The organism is Micromonospora sp. NPDC048947 (genome assembly GCF_040649495.1).
GTDB lineage: Bacteria > Actinomycetota > Actinomycetes > Mycobacteriales > Micromonosporaceae > Micromonospora > Micromonospora alfalfae.
Map to the genome: position 1 here is coordinate 409,628 of NZ_JBEZFO010000002.1, position 15,143 is coordinate 424,770.

Below are 15,143 nucleotides of genomic sequence, written 5' to 3' on the forward strand. Positions count from 1 at the left end.
GCCAGCGCCGTCGGCGGACACGTAACGGTTGTTGACACGGGCGAGGAGGCCGACCTGCCCGTTGCCGAGATCCACCACGTCGAACCGCTCCCAGGTGCTGGCGGTCGGCGCGCTCGCGATCAGCGGCTTGGCGCCAGCGCCGTCGGCGCTGACGAAGCGACCGTTGACCTGCGCCTTCAGGGACCGGTTCGCGTCCGGTACGACGACCTGGAGGAACTTCTCCCAGGTGCCGATGGTGGACTGGCTGGCGCTCATCGGAACGGCGCTGTTGACGTCGGCGGTCACGTATTTACTGGTGATGGGGGCCTGGAGGCTGATGGTGCCGTCGCCGTTGCGCACCAGCTTGAACATCTCGCGTACGTCCACGACGACGCTGTCCGCTGTCAACGTGGCGAGGTCGAACTGGGAGATGGCGACGTAGCGCCCGGCCGCCCGAGAGAAGAGGGCGACCTTGCCGTTGCCGGCGTCCGCCAGGTCGAACTGCGCGATCGTAGTCGGTTCGGCCTGGTTCGGTCGAAGCCCGAAGCCGGTCTCGTAACTCACGTAGCGGCGGTTCGACAGGGCCCGCAGACCAACGGTCCCGGTCGGCCGCAGCATGCTGATCCGCCTGCTGTAAGTCCCCGACCGACCGTCGGTGCCAGTGACGGTGACGCCGATCTGGTAGCCGCCCGGGTTCGCGTAGGTGTGCGTGGCGATCGGGCTCGTCTGGGTGACGGTGCTGCCGTCGCCGAATGTGAACCGGTAGGACTCGATCGGGTTGAGGCCGGGGAGGGAGGCGGACGCGTCCACAGTCACCGAGCGCGCCTGGATGTTCATGGCGACGTCGAACCGCACCTCCGGGCTGCGGACGGCTTCGGTGGTGCCACGGTCGGCGTACGTGACCGGGCCGGCACCGGTGTTCGGCACGCCCGGGTCGTCGATGCGCGGCGCGCCGCCGCGGGCGAGGGTCGGGTAACCGGGCGCGGCCGAGTTCGCCGAGTCGATGTTGTCCCGGGCCTGCCCCGTCTCGCGGTCGTGGGCGGCCTGGCCGGAGGCGGCCCGGAACGCGGCCAGCGACATCCGGGTGTTCCAGGCGTAGATCTCCGGTGAGTCGTTGTCGTAGTGGTGCGCGTTGTTGTAGTCGACCACCGTCTTTCCGACGGCACCGCCGTAGACGCCGATTTCGACCCCGTCCAGCACCTTGCTGTCGCAGTAAGCCAGATCGAAGTAACCGTTCAGAGCGAGCACGTTGTTCTGTACGGAGACGCCGGACGAGGCTCCGTCGACGCGGATGCCGTCCTGGCAGCGGTTATTGATGGTGTTGTTGGCGATGGCCGTGCCGGTGGCCCCGTTGTTGTGCACACCGTGGCCGGCGCCCCCGGAAATCACGTTGTTGGCCACCACAGTGCCGGCCGCGGTGGGCCCGAGCATGATCGCCGCGTTGGTGAAGCCGGCGATGCTGCCACCGATGTACGAGTTGCGCGGCCCGTCGATCCGGACGCCGATCGTGTTGTCGGAGAGGATGTAGTTGGCATAGCCCTGCACGCTCGTGTCCTGGATGGCCACGTCACTGCTGGCGGCGTCCATGCTGATGCCGACGCTGGCGGTCAACCCACTGACGGTGATCTTCGACAGGCTCGAGCTGGTCACGCCGGCAAACCGGATCACCGGTGACGTCGCGGTTATTTTCAGGCCGTAGGTGCCGCCCCGGATGGTGAGGCCCGAGGAGTTGCGCGCGTCCAGGGCCGGCACGTCGCCCGACCCGTCGACGCGGAGGTTCTGGAGCACCACGTCGTGCTGGCCGTCGATCACGAAGCCCGCCGTCGCGCCGATCAGGGTCGCCGCGGAACTGGAGGTGGTGAGGAAGGTTACCGGCTGCTCAGGCGTGCCGGACGTGCCGATCGTGACGCGCTCCGGGTAGTTGCCGCCGCCGATGTCGACGGTCTGCCCGCCGGTGACGATCGCCGCTGCGGCTCCGATGGTGCAGAACGGCTGCTCCAAGGTGCCCGGGAACTGGTCCGAGCAGCCAGTGGCGGCATTCTGCCGGACGTAGAGCGTCGTCGGAGCGGCCGCCTGGGCGGGCAGCGCGGTGCCCACCAGGGTGCCACTGGTAAGTACTGCGGTCGCGAGACCGGCGAAGAAGGATTTGCGCATGCTGGCCTCGGAAAGGAGGAGGATCCGGCGACGCCGGAGGTCAGATAAGGCGATTCTGCATGATCGACAAGTGAGGTGCTGACCTGGGTGACAAAACGGCCACCCGTCTCGTGACCGTCCTGGTTCCGGCGAATCGAAGCGGCCGGCAGTTAGACGTTCACGTCCTGTTCAACGGGTGGCTGAAAGCCCGTGAGGTTGTCGGGTAACGGTGACCGTCCGCACCCCCGAACGAGGTGCGTTCGATGACACCTGCGTCCGGAACGGGGCCGGTAAGTGTTGGTGCTGTCTGTCGTCATTCCGATGTACAACGAGGCCGCGGTCATCCCGGCCCTGATCGCCCGGCTGCGTCCGGTGCTCGACGCGCTCAGCGTCGAGTACGAGGTGGTGGCCGTCGACGACGGCAGCCGGGACGACACCGTCTCGGTGCTCTTCACCCATGCGCGGAGCTGGCCGCAACTACGCCTGCTCCAGTTGCGCCGCAACAGTGGACACCAGGCGGCGTTGACCGCCGGGCTGTACCGCGCCCGTGGGCAGTGGGTGGTCAGTCTGGACGCCGACCTGCAGGACCCGCCGGAGACGGTGGCCGAGATGCTGCGGGTCGCCCGTGAGCAAGGCGTCGATGTGGTGTACGGCGTACGCGCCGACCGCAGCTCGGACACCATGTTCAAACGGCGCACCGCGCAGCTCTACTACCAACTGATGCGCCGGCTCGTCGGCGCCGAGGTGCCCGCCCAGGCCGGTGACTTCCGGCTGGTCAGCCGGGACGTGATCGAGACCCTGCGTCAGCTGCCCGAACGCACCCCGGTCTACCGGCTGCTGGTACCCGCGCTCGGCTTCGCCAGTGCGGAGGTGCGCTACTCCCGGGAGGTTCGGGCGGCGGGCGAGACGAAATATCCACTGCCCCGGATGATCGCGCTCGCCTGGGACAGCATCGCCAACTTCTCCGCAGCGCCGCTGCGTCTCGCCACCTGGCTGGGAGCGATCAGCTTCCTGGCCTGCCTCGGCCTCATCGGCTTCGGCGTCGTGGCGTACCTGCGCGGTCTGACCATCCCGGGCTGGACGTCGACCTTCGTGGCGGTCCTGCTCCTCGGTGGCGTGCAACTGGTCTGTCTCGGCCTGCTGGGCGAGTACGTCGGGCGGATCTACGCGACAGTGCAGGGTCGACCGACGTACCACGTCGGGGCCGACTCGGCGGACGCCGAGCTGACCTCCCCGTTTCCCGCCGCGCCGGTGGGTAGTGCCGGTGGCTGACTCGCTCGGGTTGGTGGACCGACCCGCCTCGGCGCCCGCGCCGCACCCGGACCGACGATCCGCCCGGTCACTCCGGTCCGCCGTGGTCGCGGCCCTGCCCTGGGCGGTGCTCCTCGCCGCGATGCCGGCCGCCTGGTCGTACACCGGCGTTCCCGCCGTCGACGTGCTCCGCTACGTGGCGTACTGGTCGTTGGCCCTGGTGTTACCCGGCACCCTGGTGCACCGGGCGGTACGCGGTGGCCGCGGCAACCTGCCGGAGGACCTGGGCTTCGGTGCGGCCACCGGCCTGCTCCTCGAACTCGGCGTCTGGGTCGCCGCCGCGGCCACCGGTCAGCAGCACCTGCTGCGATGGTGGCCGGTGCCCCTCGTGCTCGCCTTCCTGGCCGTTCCCCGGCTACGTCGCCACTGGCGGGTCGGGGCCCGCCGGCCGCTCCCTCTCGCCTGGCACTGGTCCGTCGTCGCTGTGCTGCTACTCGTGCTGCTGTGGGCCGTCGCGCAGTGGCGTCTGGTGCCGCTCCCGCCGGTGAACCACAGCTACTACCAGGATCTGCTCTACCACCTGTCGCTGGTCCAGGAGCTGACCCGGGACCTGCCCTTCCAACTGCCGCAGCTGGCCGGCGAGCCGCTGCGCTACCACTACCTGTCCGACGCGCACATGGCCGCCGGCAGCATGATCACCGGTATTCCACCCGCGACGGTCCTGCTGCGGCTGTGGCTGGCGCCGGTCGCCGTGGTCAGCGTGCTGGTCACCGCCGGCCTGGCCCGGGACCTGACCGGCCGCTGGTGGGCGGGCCCGGTGGCGGGCGCGGCGGCTGGCCTCGGCATGCCGGTGGCCGTCAACTCGGCCATCGCGGACGGCGCCTTCGCATTCTCCTTCTCCAGCCCGTCACAGACGTACGTCCTGCCACTGCTGGTGCTGCTCGCCGGCATCTGCGTCGACGCCGTACGCGGGCGACCGCTGGGCGTGGCCTGGGCGTTGCTGCCGGCACTCGGGCTGGCCTGCGCCGGCGCCAAGTCCAGCGCGCTGCCGCCGCTGATCGCCGGCGTCGCCGTGGCCGTCGCCACCACCTGGTGGCAGCAGCGCCGGCGGGTGCCCTGGCCGGCGCTCGCGACCCTGCTCTGCCTCGTGGTGCCGATGGGCGTCGGCTATCTCCTCTTCGCCGGCGGCGGAGCGGGCACCCTCGCCCCACAGGCGTTCGCGTTCCTGCACGCGATGCCGCAGTACCGGGAGACCATCGGCGCGGGCGACGGGGTACGCGGCGGCGGGCTGCTGCCGTTCGGCCTGAGCAGGGCGGGGGCGTCCGGTTGGCTGCTGACATTCGTCCTGCTCGGCTGGTGGCTGCTGGTGCAGTTGCCCCGGCTGATCGGCATGCTGGTCCTCGCCGGGCCTCGCCGTGCCGACCCGGCACCCTGGCTGCTGTCGGGCGCGGTGCTCGCCGGCGCGGGCGGCATCTGGACCCTGCATCATCCGTCGCTGAGCCAGGTCTACTTCTGGCTGGACGTGCTCCCGTTCGGCGCCGTGCTGACCGTGTGGCTGCTCACCCTCGTACGGCCGCCCTGGCCGGTGGCGGTGTCCGCCGCGGTGCTCGGCGTGGCGTCGTACCTTCTTGTGCCCATGATGCCCCGGCCGACCGCGACCATGGCCGGTTGGATGGGCGTTCTCGCCCGGTCGTACCTGCGGCTCGCGGTCCTTCTCCTGCTGGCCGCGCTCGTCGCGATCGGAGTCCGTGCGCTGCTGGTTCGCCCGGACGGCGGCGGGCGGCGGCGGACCGTGGCGGTGGCGCTGGCCGGCGTCACGGCGGCGCTGCTGGGCGCGAGCGTCGCCCGGGGCGTCGACGGTGCCGTCCGGTACGTCCAGGTCGCACCGGGGCTGCCCGCGTCTGTCGCGCAGCCGTCCACTGTGACGGCGGCGGAGATGCGGGCCGCGCTGTGGCTGGACGAGCACGCGGCGGACGACGACGTGGTGGCCACCAACGTGCACTGCCGTCCGGTGCCGACCACCGCGCACTGCGACGCCCGCGCCTACTGCGTGACCGGGCTGGGTGGGCACCGGACGGTGGTGGAGAGCTGGGGTTACACCGATGCCGCCCTGGCCGCCAACGGACGGCGGGGTCTCGGATACGTACGGCAGGATCCGCCGGACCCGGCCCGGTTCGCGCTGAACGAGAGGGTGTTCCGGGCACCCACCACGGCCGACCTGGACCGTCTGCGCGCCGACCACCGGGTCCGGTGGCTGTTCGCCGACACCCGGGCCGGCGAGGTGTCGCCCGCGTTGGCCGGGCTGGCTCAGGTACGCCTCGTCTCCGGCAGCGTCACGGTCTACGAGCTGCGCTGACTGGGCCCCCGCACGACGACGCCCGCCGGACCCGAGGGTCTGGCGGGCGTCGAGGTGGTGAGGCGGCTCAGCCGAGGGTGAACTTCTCCCAGGTGCTGACGACCGGGCCGTTGGCGATCAGTGGCTTGCTGCCCGCGCCGTCGGCGCTGACGTACTTGTTGTTGATGCCGGCCTTGAAGCTGACAGTGCCGTCGCTGTTGCGGACCAGGGTGAACCGCTCCCAGGTGCTGACGGCCGGGCCGTTCGCGATCAGCGGCTTGGCGCCTGCGCCGTCGGCGGACACGAAACGGCTGTTGGCGCGGGCGAAGAGAGCAACCTGGCCGTTGCCGAGGTCGGCGAAGTCGAACCGCTCCCAGCTACCGACGGTCGCCGCGCTCGCGATCAGCGGCTTCACCCCGGCACCGTCGGCTATCACGTAGCGGCCGTTCACGCTGGCCTTCAACGACCTGTTCGCGTCGGCGACCGGGACCTGGGCGAACTTCTCCGAGGCGCCGATGGTGGACCGGCTGGCGCTCATCGAGACGGTGCCGCTGGCGTCGGCGGTGACGTACAGGTTGTTGCTCGCCTTGAGACTGACGGTGCCGTCACTGTTGCGGACGACTGTGAACTTCTCGGTGGTGCCGACCACCTGGCCCGCGGCGTTCAGGGACTCGTTGGCCGACTGCGTGACGTAACGGCCGTTGGCCCGCGCGACGAGGGCCACCTGGCCGTTGCCGGCGTCCGCCAGGTCGTACTGTGCGGCGGCGGTAAGCCCGGCCTGGTTCGGCAGCAGAACCGGCGCGGACGTACCCACGTAGCGACGGTTCGACATCGCGAGCAGGCCCACGGACGCGGTCCGCCGCAACACGCTGACCTGCTCGGTGCTGCTGCCGCTCAGGCCGTCGGTCCCTGTGGGGCTGACTGTGACGTCGTAGGTGCCCGGCTTGGTGTAATTGTGCGTGGCGATCGGTGACTGACTGGTGGAGGAGGTGCCGTCGCCCCAACGGAACTCGTAATCACGGATCGGGACGAAGCCCGGCGTCGAGGCCGAGGCGTCCACCCTGACAGTGCTCGTGGCGAGGTCCACTGTGGCGTCGAAGGACGACACCGGGTGTTTGATGGACTCAGCAGCGCCACGGTCGGCGTACGCGATCGGGCCGGCGCCGGTGTTCGCCACGGCCGGATCGTCCCGGCGCGGCTTGCCGTTGGTGTCAAGCTCCTGGTAGCCGGGTGCCGTCGAGTTCGCCGAGTCGACGTTCTCCCGGACATCCGACGTGTACCGGTCGTGTGCGGCCTGCCCGGAGACGGTGCGGAACTGGGTGAGACCCATCCTGGTTCCGTTCCACGAGTAGCCGGTCGCGGACGCGGACTGGTGCCAGGTGTTGTTGTAATCGATCACGGTACCGCTCAGCGCGACGTCGTGGACCGCGATCTCAGCGCCTTCGGGCGCCTGCGGATCGCAGTAGCCCTGGTTGAAGGCGCCGTTGTTGCGGAGCACGTTGTTCTGCACCGAGACCTGGGACGACGTCCCGTCGACCCGGACGCCGCCCAGGCAGCGGTCCTGGATGTCGTTGTTGGCGATGCCCGTGCCCACGGCTCCGCGGTTGTGGATGCCGTACCCGATCCCGCCCCCGATCCGGTTGTTGGCGATCACCGTCCCGGCGGCGGCAGGGCCCACCGAGATGGCCGCTCCGGAGAAGCCGGCAACATCGCCGCCGACGATCGTGCTGCGCGGCCCGTCGACTCGAATGCCCACGCCGCCATCGGCGGCGACGTGGTTCGGGGCGGTCGACACCAACGTGTTGCTGACGCGCACGTCGCTGGTGGAGGCATCAATCGTCAATCCGTCGGCGAGCGCCGCTCCGGTGGCGATGAGGCCATCCAGCCATGACCACGTCACATTGGCGAGTTGGATGGCGGGCGCGGTGGCGACGTTCGCCATGGTGAATCTGCCGCCCGCGACCACTACGTTCGAGGCGTTCCGCAGATCGAGGGCGGGCACGTCAGCAGACCCACTGACATTGATTTCCTGGATATAGATGTCGTGCTGGCCGTCGACGACCAGGCCGGCGTTCGGCCCGACGAGCGTCACCGGTGTGCGGGGATTCCGGGCCTTGAAGGCGATCCCCGCTTCTGGTGTGCCAGAGCTGGTGATGGTGACGCGCTCGGCGTAGGTGCCGCCGTCGACCCAGACCTCCCCGGGGGCGGTCACCACGGCGGCTGCGGCACCGATCGTGCAGAACGGCGTGTCGTCGGAGCCGGGCCCCTGGTCGGAGCAGTTCGCGTCGGCCTGCCTGACGTGCAGAAGCATCACAGGGTCGTCTGCCTGGGCGGGTGCGCCGGTGGCCAGGAGGGTGCCGCCGGTCACCGCGATCGCGGTGAGGCCGGCGAGGGATCTTCTACGCATGCATGCCCTCTGTCGTGAAAAGAGATTCGGCTTCGCCGGAGATCAGATGGAGACCATGATCCGATACCGGCGGGTAGCGCACCGTCCCGTCCGACAAAACGCCCACCAGGCCCACCGGCACCCGCCCTGGCCTGCTGGCCGGACCGGCCGCCGGGTAGGAGAGAATGAGGCACGTGACGACGATCCCCAACGTGCTGGCCCACCGGTACGCCTCGCCCGAACTGGTCGCCCTCTGGTCCCCGGAGGAGAAGGTCCGGATGGAGCGGCGGCTCTGGCTCGCCGTTCTCCGCGCTCAGCGCGACCTGGGCGTGCCGGTGCCGGATGGCGTGGTCGAGGCGTACGAGCGGGTGCTCGACCAGGTCGACCTCGCCTCGATCGCCGAGCGGGAGCGGGTCACCCGGCACGACGTGAAGGCCCGGATCGAGGAGTTCAGCGCGCTCGCCGGGCACGAGCACGTGCACAAGGGGATGACCTCCCGGGACCTGACCGAGAACGTCGAGCAGCTCCAGGTGCGCGCCTCACTGGAGCTGATCCGCGACCGGGTGGTGGCCACCCTGGCCCGGTTGGCCTGGCTGGCCCACGAGCACTCCGAGCTGGTCATGACCGGCCGTTCGCACAACGTGGCGGCGCAGGCCACCACGCTGGGCAAGCGCTTCGCGTCAGCGGCGGAGGAGCTGCTGATCGCGTACGAGCGGCTGGAGGAGCTGATCGCCCGCTACCCGCTGCGGGGGATCAAGGGACCGGTCGGCACGGCCGCCGACCAGCTCGACCTCTTCGACGGCGACTCCGACAAGGTGGCCGAGTTGGAGCGACGGGTCGCCGAGCACCTGGGCTTCTCCCGGGTGCTGGACAGCGTCGGGCAGGTCTACCCGCGCTCGCTCGACTTCGACGTGCTGGCCGCGCTGGCCCAGACCGCCGCCGCGCCGTCGTCGCTGGCCACCACGATCCGGTTGATGGTCGGTCAGGAGTTGGCGACCGAGGGCTTCAAGCCGGGCCAGGTGGGTTCCAGTGCGATGCCGCACAAGATGAACACCCGTTCCTCGGAGCGGGTGAACGGGTTCGCCGTGATCATCCGGGGTTACCTGTCGATGGTCGGTGAGCTGGCCGGTGACCAGTGGAACGAGGGGGACGTGTCCTGCTCGGTGGTCCGCCGGGTGGCACTGCCGGACGCGTTCTTCGCCGCCGACGGGCTGTTCCAGACGTTCCTCACAGTGCTCGACGAGTTCGGCGCGTACCCGGCAGTGATCAACCGGGAGCTGGAGCGCTTCCTGCCGTTCCTGGCCACCACGAAGATCCTGGTCGCGGCGGTCCGGCGGGGCGTCGGCCGGGAGGTCGCCCACGAGGTGATCAAGGAGCACGCGGTGGCTGTGGCCCTGGCGATGCGCGAGAAGGGCTCACCGGAGAACGACCTCTTCGACCGCCTGGCGGCGGACGGCCGACTCGGCCTGTCCCGCGCCGACATCGACACCCTGGTCGCCGACCGCAACGCCTTCGTGGGCGCCGCCCAAGCTCAGGTGGCAGCGGTGACCCGCCGCATCACGGCAGTGGTGGAAGCCCACCCCCACGCCGCCACCTACAGCCCACCCCCCATCCTCTAACCCCGCCCCCCCACCCCCCGCCCCGCCGTGTTGATCATGAAGTTATTGCCACGACACGCCGGCGCGTAGGGCAATAACTTCATGATCAACGGGGTGAGAGGGGCCGGGGCAGGGGGCTGGGGCCGGGTTATTCGCCGGTTGGGGTTTCGGCGGCGGTTCTCAGGTTGGGGGCGCTGGCGGGTTCGGCGATGCCGCCGAGCGACTCGGCGAAGCCTGCGGGCTCCGCGGTTCCCGCTGCGACAGCCGGCTGGTCGGCTGGCATGACCTCGGGCATCTTGGGTACGGCGACCACTGCCGTCCCGTACGCGCAGATCTCCATCCACATCTCGCCACAGTCCCGGCTGTCGAACCGCATGCCGATCACCGCGTTCGCGCCGAGCCGCAGGGCCTCCTCGCCGAGGCGGGCCACCGAGTCGGTGCGCCAGCGGGTCAGGTTGTCCGGGGCCATCGGGTCGTACGCGCCACCGCGCAGGTTCTTCACACCCTCGCGGTACGGGTTGCGCGTCCTGGCCATCGATGACACCACCTCACCGAGAATCTGGCGGATCTCGTAGCCGGGCAGTTGCTCTGTCGTCACGACCAGCACGTTTCCGATGCTGTCAGGAGTGGCGCGACCCGATCGTGTGCATTGTTCACCTGATCGGATGCTGCAAAACGACGCGGCGCGGACGGCCGGCACGTGGCCGACCATCCGCGCCGAGCGGGGCGCTAACCGTCAGACACCGGCCACCGAGGTGATCCAGGCCCGGTTGTACGCAACGCTGCCGTAGTTCTGGATGCTCGACCCGTCGGCGGTGGAGGCGACGCCGACCTGCTGACCGTTGTAGAACTGCGGGCCGCCGGAGTCACCGCGCCAGGCGTTGCCGTTGATCCGGCTGCTGCGGATCGCCTGGCCGCCGTACGCGTCGGTGGCGCTGTTGCTGGTCACCCGGACGGTGGCGGTCTTCAGTTGGGTGGACGCCGAGCAGCCGCTGTAGCAGGTCATGCCCCAGCCGTAGATCGAGTTCGTCGAGTTGATCGGCGGGTTGCTGCTGGCCAGGCTCACCGCGGAGGTGCTGACGGTGCTGGAGAGCCGCATGAGCGCGAGGTCGTTGCGGGTGTACGTGGCGCTGACCGTGCGGGTCACCCCGCCGGAGGTGCGGTTCACGCTTCCGACGCGCACCGACATGGTGCCGCTGATGCAGTGCCGGGCGGTGAGCACCCACTGCGCGGCGATGACGCTGCCGGAGCAGGTGAACGAGCCGTTGCTGAGCACCGCGGCGGCCCAGGGTGCGGACGAGACGGTGCCGCCGCCGATGATGGGTTGCGGTCCGGCGGGGGCGGCGGACGCGGCGGACGTGACGCCGAGGGCGCCGACCAGCGCGGTGCTGAGGACGGCGAGCAGGGGGCGGATGCGCATCGGGTGGACTCCTTGGACGGGGCGGGCCCGGGGTCGCCGGGTGCGGATGGGGCCGGGCGGCGGGGGTTCCCGAAGCCGGCAGTATCGACTTACGTCGATGTAGAGTAGGGCGCGACGCGATCGTTATCAAGGAGGTCATCGAGGTTGCCCAATGTAACGATTCGGCCACCTGCTGCGCCGTGTATGTCCTGCTAGGGCCACCTGTCGCGCCTGACAGGTCCGACTGAGCGTCAGTAATGTCGATCACTGCCTGAACTGCACCCGGCCGGTGCGTCCGCGGCGATATCTGCCAGGTACGCTGGCTGCGCTCGCCCATTGTGGGTCGGCACCCAACTGCGTACACAGTCAGGAGTGCCCAGTGCCTCGCGTCGTCGTCGACGTCATGCTCAAGCCCGAGATCCTTGATCCGCAGGGCCAGGCCGTCGCAAACGCGCTGCCCCGGCTCGGCGTCGGTGACGTCGCCTCGGTTCGGATCGGCAGGCGGATCGAGATCGAGTTCACCGGTGAACCGGACCTGGACCGCGCTCGGGAGATTGCCGACAAACTACTCGCCAACCCGGTCATCGAGGACTTCACCGTCCGCCTGGTCGAGGCCGACGAGACCGCGGACGCCCGCTCGTGACCGCCCGGGTCGGTGTTGTCACCTTCCCCGGCTCGCTCGACGACGGGGACGCGGCCCGGGCCGTCCGGATCGCCGGCGCTGAGCCGGTCCGGCTCTGGCACGGCGACCCGGAGCTGCACGGTGTCGACGCGGTCGTCCTGCCCGGAGGCTTCTCCTACGGTGACTACCTGCGGTGCGGTGCCATCGCCCGGTTCGCCCCGGTGATGGAGACGATCGTGGACGCCGCCCGGGGTGGTCTGCCGGTGCTCGGCATCTGCAACGGCTTCCAGATCCTCTGCGAGGCGCACCTGCTGCCCGGCGCGCTCACCCGCAACCAGCACCTGCACTTCCGCAACCGGGACCAGGTCCTGCGCATCGAGTCGGCCGGGACGGCGTGGACCAACGCGTTCCAGCCCGGCCAGGAGGTGCTCATCCCGGTCAAGAACGGCGAGGGCTGCTACGTCGCGGACACCGCGACGCTGGACCAGCTCGAAGCCGAAGGTCGGGTGGTCGCGCGCTACGTCGGCGGCAACCCCAACGGGTCCCAGCGCGACATCGCCGCGATCACCAACGCCGCCGGCAACGTGGTCGGCATCATGCCGCACCCCGAGCACGCGGTGGAGGCGCTCACCGGCCCTTCGCTGGACGGCCTCGGCTTCTTCACGTCGGTCCTCAAGCACCTGGTGGGGGCGCCGGCATGACCGGCGGCACGATCATCGGTCAGCTCAACCGCCGGCCTGGCGGGCACGAGCGCAGCGAGGAGAGGTCATGACCACCCATCCGGACCCGGTACGGGACACACCGGAGGCGTACTCCGCCCCGGCGCAGCCGGCCGAGCCGAGCGCGGCGCAGCCGGTCGCACCGGCAACCGCTCCCGCCCAGCCGGCCGCCGCCGTCTGGACCGAGGGCGTGGACACGGTGCCGCGCGCCGGTGGCACCCCGGGCGAGCTTCAGCCGTACACCGAGCTGGGCCTGCGCGACGACGAGTACGACAGGATCCGGCAGATCCTCGGCCGCCGGCCCACGCAGTCCGAGCTGGCCATGTATTCGATCATGTGGAGCGAGCACTGCTCCTACAAGTCGAGCAAGGTGCACCTGCGCCAGTTCGGCGAGAAGGCCCCGCACAGCGACCGGCTGCTCGCCGGCATCGGTGAGAACGCCGGTGTCGTGCAGGTCTCCGACGAGCTGGCGGTGACCTTCAAGGTCGAGTCGCACAACCACCCGAGCTTCGTCGAGCCGTACCAGGGCGCGGCGACCGGCGTCGGCGGCATCGTCCGGGACATCCTCGCCATGGGTGCCCGCCCGGTCGCGGTGATGGACCCGCTGCGCTTCGGTGCCGCGGACCACCCGGACACCGCCCGGGTGCTCACCGGCGTGGTCGCCGGCGTGGGCGGCTACGGCAACTGCCTCGGCCTGCCCAACATCGGTGGAGAGTTGGTTTTCGACCCCTCCTACCAGGGCAACCCGCTGCTCAACGCGCTCTGCCTGGGCGTGCTGCCGGTCAACCGGTTGCAGAACAAGGCCGCCGCCGGCCCGGGCAACGTTGTCGTCCTGATGGGCGCCAAGACCGGCCGCGACGGCATCGGTGGCGTGTCGGTGTTGGCCAGCGCCACCTTCGACGAGGGCAGCGAGGCGCGCCGACCCGCCGTGCAGGTCGGCGACCCGTTCACCGAGAAGCTGCTGATCGAGGCGTGCCTGGAGCTGTACGACGGCCAACTGGTGGTCGGCATCCAGGACCTCGGTGGCGCCGGTCTGACCTGCGCGCTCACCGAGACCGCCGCCGCTGCCAGCACCGGCATGCGGGTCTGGCTGGAGCGGGTGCCACTGCGGGAGCCCTCGATGGACCCGCACGAGATCCTGGCCAGCGAGTCGCAGGAACGGATGCTGCTGGTCGTCGAGCCGGACAAGCTCGACGCGGTGCTCAAGACCTGTGAGAAGTGGGGCGTCCTCGCCACCGCGATCGGTGAGGTCACCGCACCGGAGCCGGACGGCAGCCCGGGTCGACTGCTGATCACCTGGCAGGACCACCTGGTCGTCGACGTGCCACCGGGGTCGCTCGTCGACGACGGCCCGGTCTACGCCCGGCCGATGCGTGAGCCGGCCGACCTGATCCTGCTCCAGGCCGACCGGGCCGAGACGCTGCCCCGCCCGGCAGACCCGGAGGCGCTGCGGGAGACCGTGCTGCGCATGATCGCGTCGCCCAACCTGGCTGACAAGACCTGGGTCACCGAGCAGTACGACCGCTACGTGCTGGGCAACACGGTACTCGCCCAGCCGGAGGACGGCGGTGTGATCCGGATCGACGAGCGGACCGGTCTCGGTGTGGCGCTGTCGGTGGACGGCAACGGCCGGTACGCCAGGCTCGACCCGTACAACGGCACCAAGCTGGCCCTGGCCGAGGCGTACCGGAACGTCGCGGTGACCGGCGCGAAGCCGATCGCCGTGACCAACTGCCTCAACTTCGGCTCGCCGGAGGACCCGGGCGTGATGTGGCAGTTCGCCGAGGCCGTGCGTGGCCTGGCGGACGGCTGCCTGGAGCTGGGCATCCCGGTGACCGGCGGCAACGTCAGCTTCTACAACCAGACCGGTGCCGCGGCGATCCACCCGACCCCGGTGGTCGGTGTGCTGGGCGTGCTGGACAACGTCGCCGACCGGGTGCCGATGGGCTTCGTGCCGCGCGCCGGTGGCGACCACGACCAGCTCTACCTGCTCGGCGAGACGAACGTTGAGCTGTCCGGCTCGGAGTGGGCCTGGGTGACGCACGAGCACCTCGGTGGCATTCCGCCGCAGGTCGACCTTCTCCGCGAGAAGGCCCTCGCCGAACTGCTGGCCGAGGCGGCCCGCGTCGGTCACCTCAGCTCGGCACACGACCTCTCCGACGGCGGCCTCGCCCAGAGCCTGGTCGAGGCCTGCCTGCGTCGTGGCGTCGGTGCCCGGGTCGCCGTGCCGGAGCAGTTCACCGAGGGCTCGATGCCGTTCGTCTACCTGTTCAGCGAGTCCGCCACCCGGGCGCTGGTCTCGGTGCCGCGCGGTCACGACAAGGCGTTCGCGGCGCTCTGCGCCGAGCGGGGCGTGCCGTTCGAGCTGATCGGCGTCACCGACCCGTCCGGTGGGGCGCTCGAGGTGCACGGCCAGTTCCGGATCGGCCTGGACGAGCTGCGTGCCGCGCACACCGAGACGTTGCCGCGCCTCTTCGGAGGCTCGGCGGCCGTCGAGGTGCCCGCGCCGGCTGCCGGTGTGGCGGGTGCGGTCGAGGCCGTCCCGCTGCCGGTCGCGCAGGCTGAGCCGGTCGACGCGGCGGCGGTGGTCTCCGAGCCGATCGCTTCTTCGGGCCCTTCCCCGGAGACCGGCGCTGTCGAGCCGATCGGGTCGGAGCAGCCGGGCGAGGCGTCCGAGTCTGACTCCGGTGTCACCGAGCCTTCGCCCGACGAGCGCTGAGG

10 protein-coding genes are annotated in these 15,143 nt (G+C 70.5%); 6 read left to right on the top strand and 4 right to left on the bottom strand.

Annotation, left to right across the window (positions count from 1 at the left end):
- The coding region (locus AB0B98_RS05275; protein ID WP_357361066.1) for a PKD domain-containing protein at window positions 1-2,133 on the bottom strand (2,133 nt) is incomplete at its 3' end.
- 279 nt (window positions 2,134-2,412) lie between these two features.
- On the opposite strand from AB0B98_RS05275, the gene AB0B98_RS05280 reads away from it, so the two are divergent.
- Together AB0B98_RS05280 and AB0B98_RS05285 are read left to right on the top strand one after the other, a co-directional pair.
- The gene (locus AB0B98_RS05280; RefSeq protein WP_357361140.1) at window positions 2,413-3,384 is read left to right on the top strand and encodes a glycosyltransferase family 2 protein; all 972 of its coding nucleotides are present in this window, start codon (window positions 2,413-2,415) and stop codon (window positions 3,382-3,384) included.
- Window positions 3,377-5,719, top strand: coding sequence for a hypothetical protein (locus AB0B98_RS05285; protein WP_357361068.1), 2,343 nt, complete (start codon window positions 3,377-3,379; stop codon window positions 5,717-5,719). The genes AB0B98_RS05280 and AB0B98_RS05285 overlap by 8 nt, the downstream gene beginning before the upstream one ends.
- A gap of 67 nt (window positions 5,720-5,786) precedes the next feature.
- On the opposite strand, the gene AB0B98_RS05290 is transcribed toward AB0B98_RS05285, so the two are convergent.
- Window positions 5,787-8,105 (bottom strand): PKD domain-containing protein, encoded by a 2,319-nt coding sequence (locus AB0B98_RS05290; RefSeq protein WP_357361070.1) that lies wholly within the window; start codon window positions 8,103-8,105, stop codon window positions 5,787-5,789.
- 173 nt (window positions 8,106-8,278) lie between these two features.
- Between AB0B98_RS05290 and purB the strand changes: the two genes are divergently transcribed.
- Window positions 8,279-9,703, top strand: coding sequence for an adenylosuccinate lyase (gene purB / locus AB0B98_RS05295; RefSeq protein ID WP_357361072.1), 1,425 nt, complete (start codon window positions 8,279-8,281; stop codon window positions 9,701-9,703).
- A 127-nt stretch (window positions 9,704-9,830) separates the two neighbouring features.
- Here the strand turns inward: purB and AB0B98_RS05300 are convergent, their stop codons facing one another.
- On the bottom strand, window positions 9,831-10,394 hold the full coding sequence (locus AB0B98_RS05300) for a YbjQ family protein (protein WP_238672763.1): 564 nt from the start codon (window positions 10,392-10,394) through the stop codon (window positions 9,831-9,833).
- A 24-nt stretch (window positions 10,395-10,418) separates the two neighbouring features.
- Window positions 10,419-11,102 carry a trypsin-like serine protease gene (locus AB0B98_RS05305; protein WP_238672764.1) on the bottom strand — a complete coding sequence of 228 codons (684 nt, stop codon included), beginning with the start codon at window positions 11,100-11,102 and terminating at the stop codon, window positions 10,419-10,421.
- Between the two features lie 358 nt (window positions 11,103-11,460).
- Here AB0B98_RS05305 and purS point away from each other — a divergent pair, with 358 nt between their 5' ends.
- The 3 genes from purS to purL all read left to right on the top strand — a co-directional run bounded on the left by purS (window position 11,461) and on the right by purL (window position 15,141).
- On the top strand, window positions 11,461-11,724 hold the full coding sequence (purS, locus tag AB0B98_RS05310) for a phosphoribosylformylglycinamidine synthase subunit PurS (RefSeq protein ID WP_030491392.1): 264 nt from the start codon (window positions 11,461-11,463) through the stop codon (window positions 11,722-11,724).
- Window positions 11,721-12,404, top strand: a complete 684-nt coding sequence (gene purQ, locus AB0B98_RS05315; RefSeq protein ID WP_091396055.1) for a phosphoribosylformylglycinamidine synthase subunit PurQ — start codon at window positions 11,721-11,723, stop codon at window positions 12,402-12,404. The genes purS and purQ overlap by 4 nt, the downstream gene beginning before the upstream one ends.
- A 67-nt stretch (window positions 12,405-12,471) precedes the next feature.
- A complete protein-coding gene (purL, locus tag AB0B98_RS05320) occupies window positions 12,472-15,141 on the top strand; it encodes a phosphoribosylformylglycinamidine synthase subunit PurL (protein WP_357361075.1) in 2,670 nt (889 codons plus the stop codon).
- The last annotated feature ends 2 nt before the right edge of the window (window positions 15,142-15,143 follow it).

Coding starts and splice junctions, on each gene's coding strand:
- AB0B98_RS05300 (WP_238672763.1), bottom strand. CDS start 10,394: ATGGTCGGCCACGTGCCGGCCGTCCGCGCCGCGTCGTTTTGCAGCATC.
- AB0B98_RS05290 (WP_357361070.1), bottom strand. CDS start 8,105: ATGCGTAGAAGATCCCTCGCCGGCCTCACCGCGATCGCGGTGACCGGC.
- AB0B98_RS05305 (WP_238672764.1), bottom strand. CDS start 11,102: ATGCGCATCCGCCCCCTGCTCGCCGTCCTCAGCACCGCGCTGGTCGGC.
- purL (WP_357361075.1), top strand. CDS start 12,472: ATGACCACCCATCCGGACCCGGTACGGGACACACCGGAGGCGTACTCC.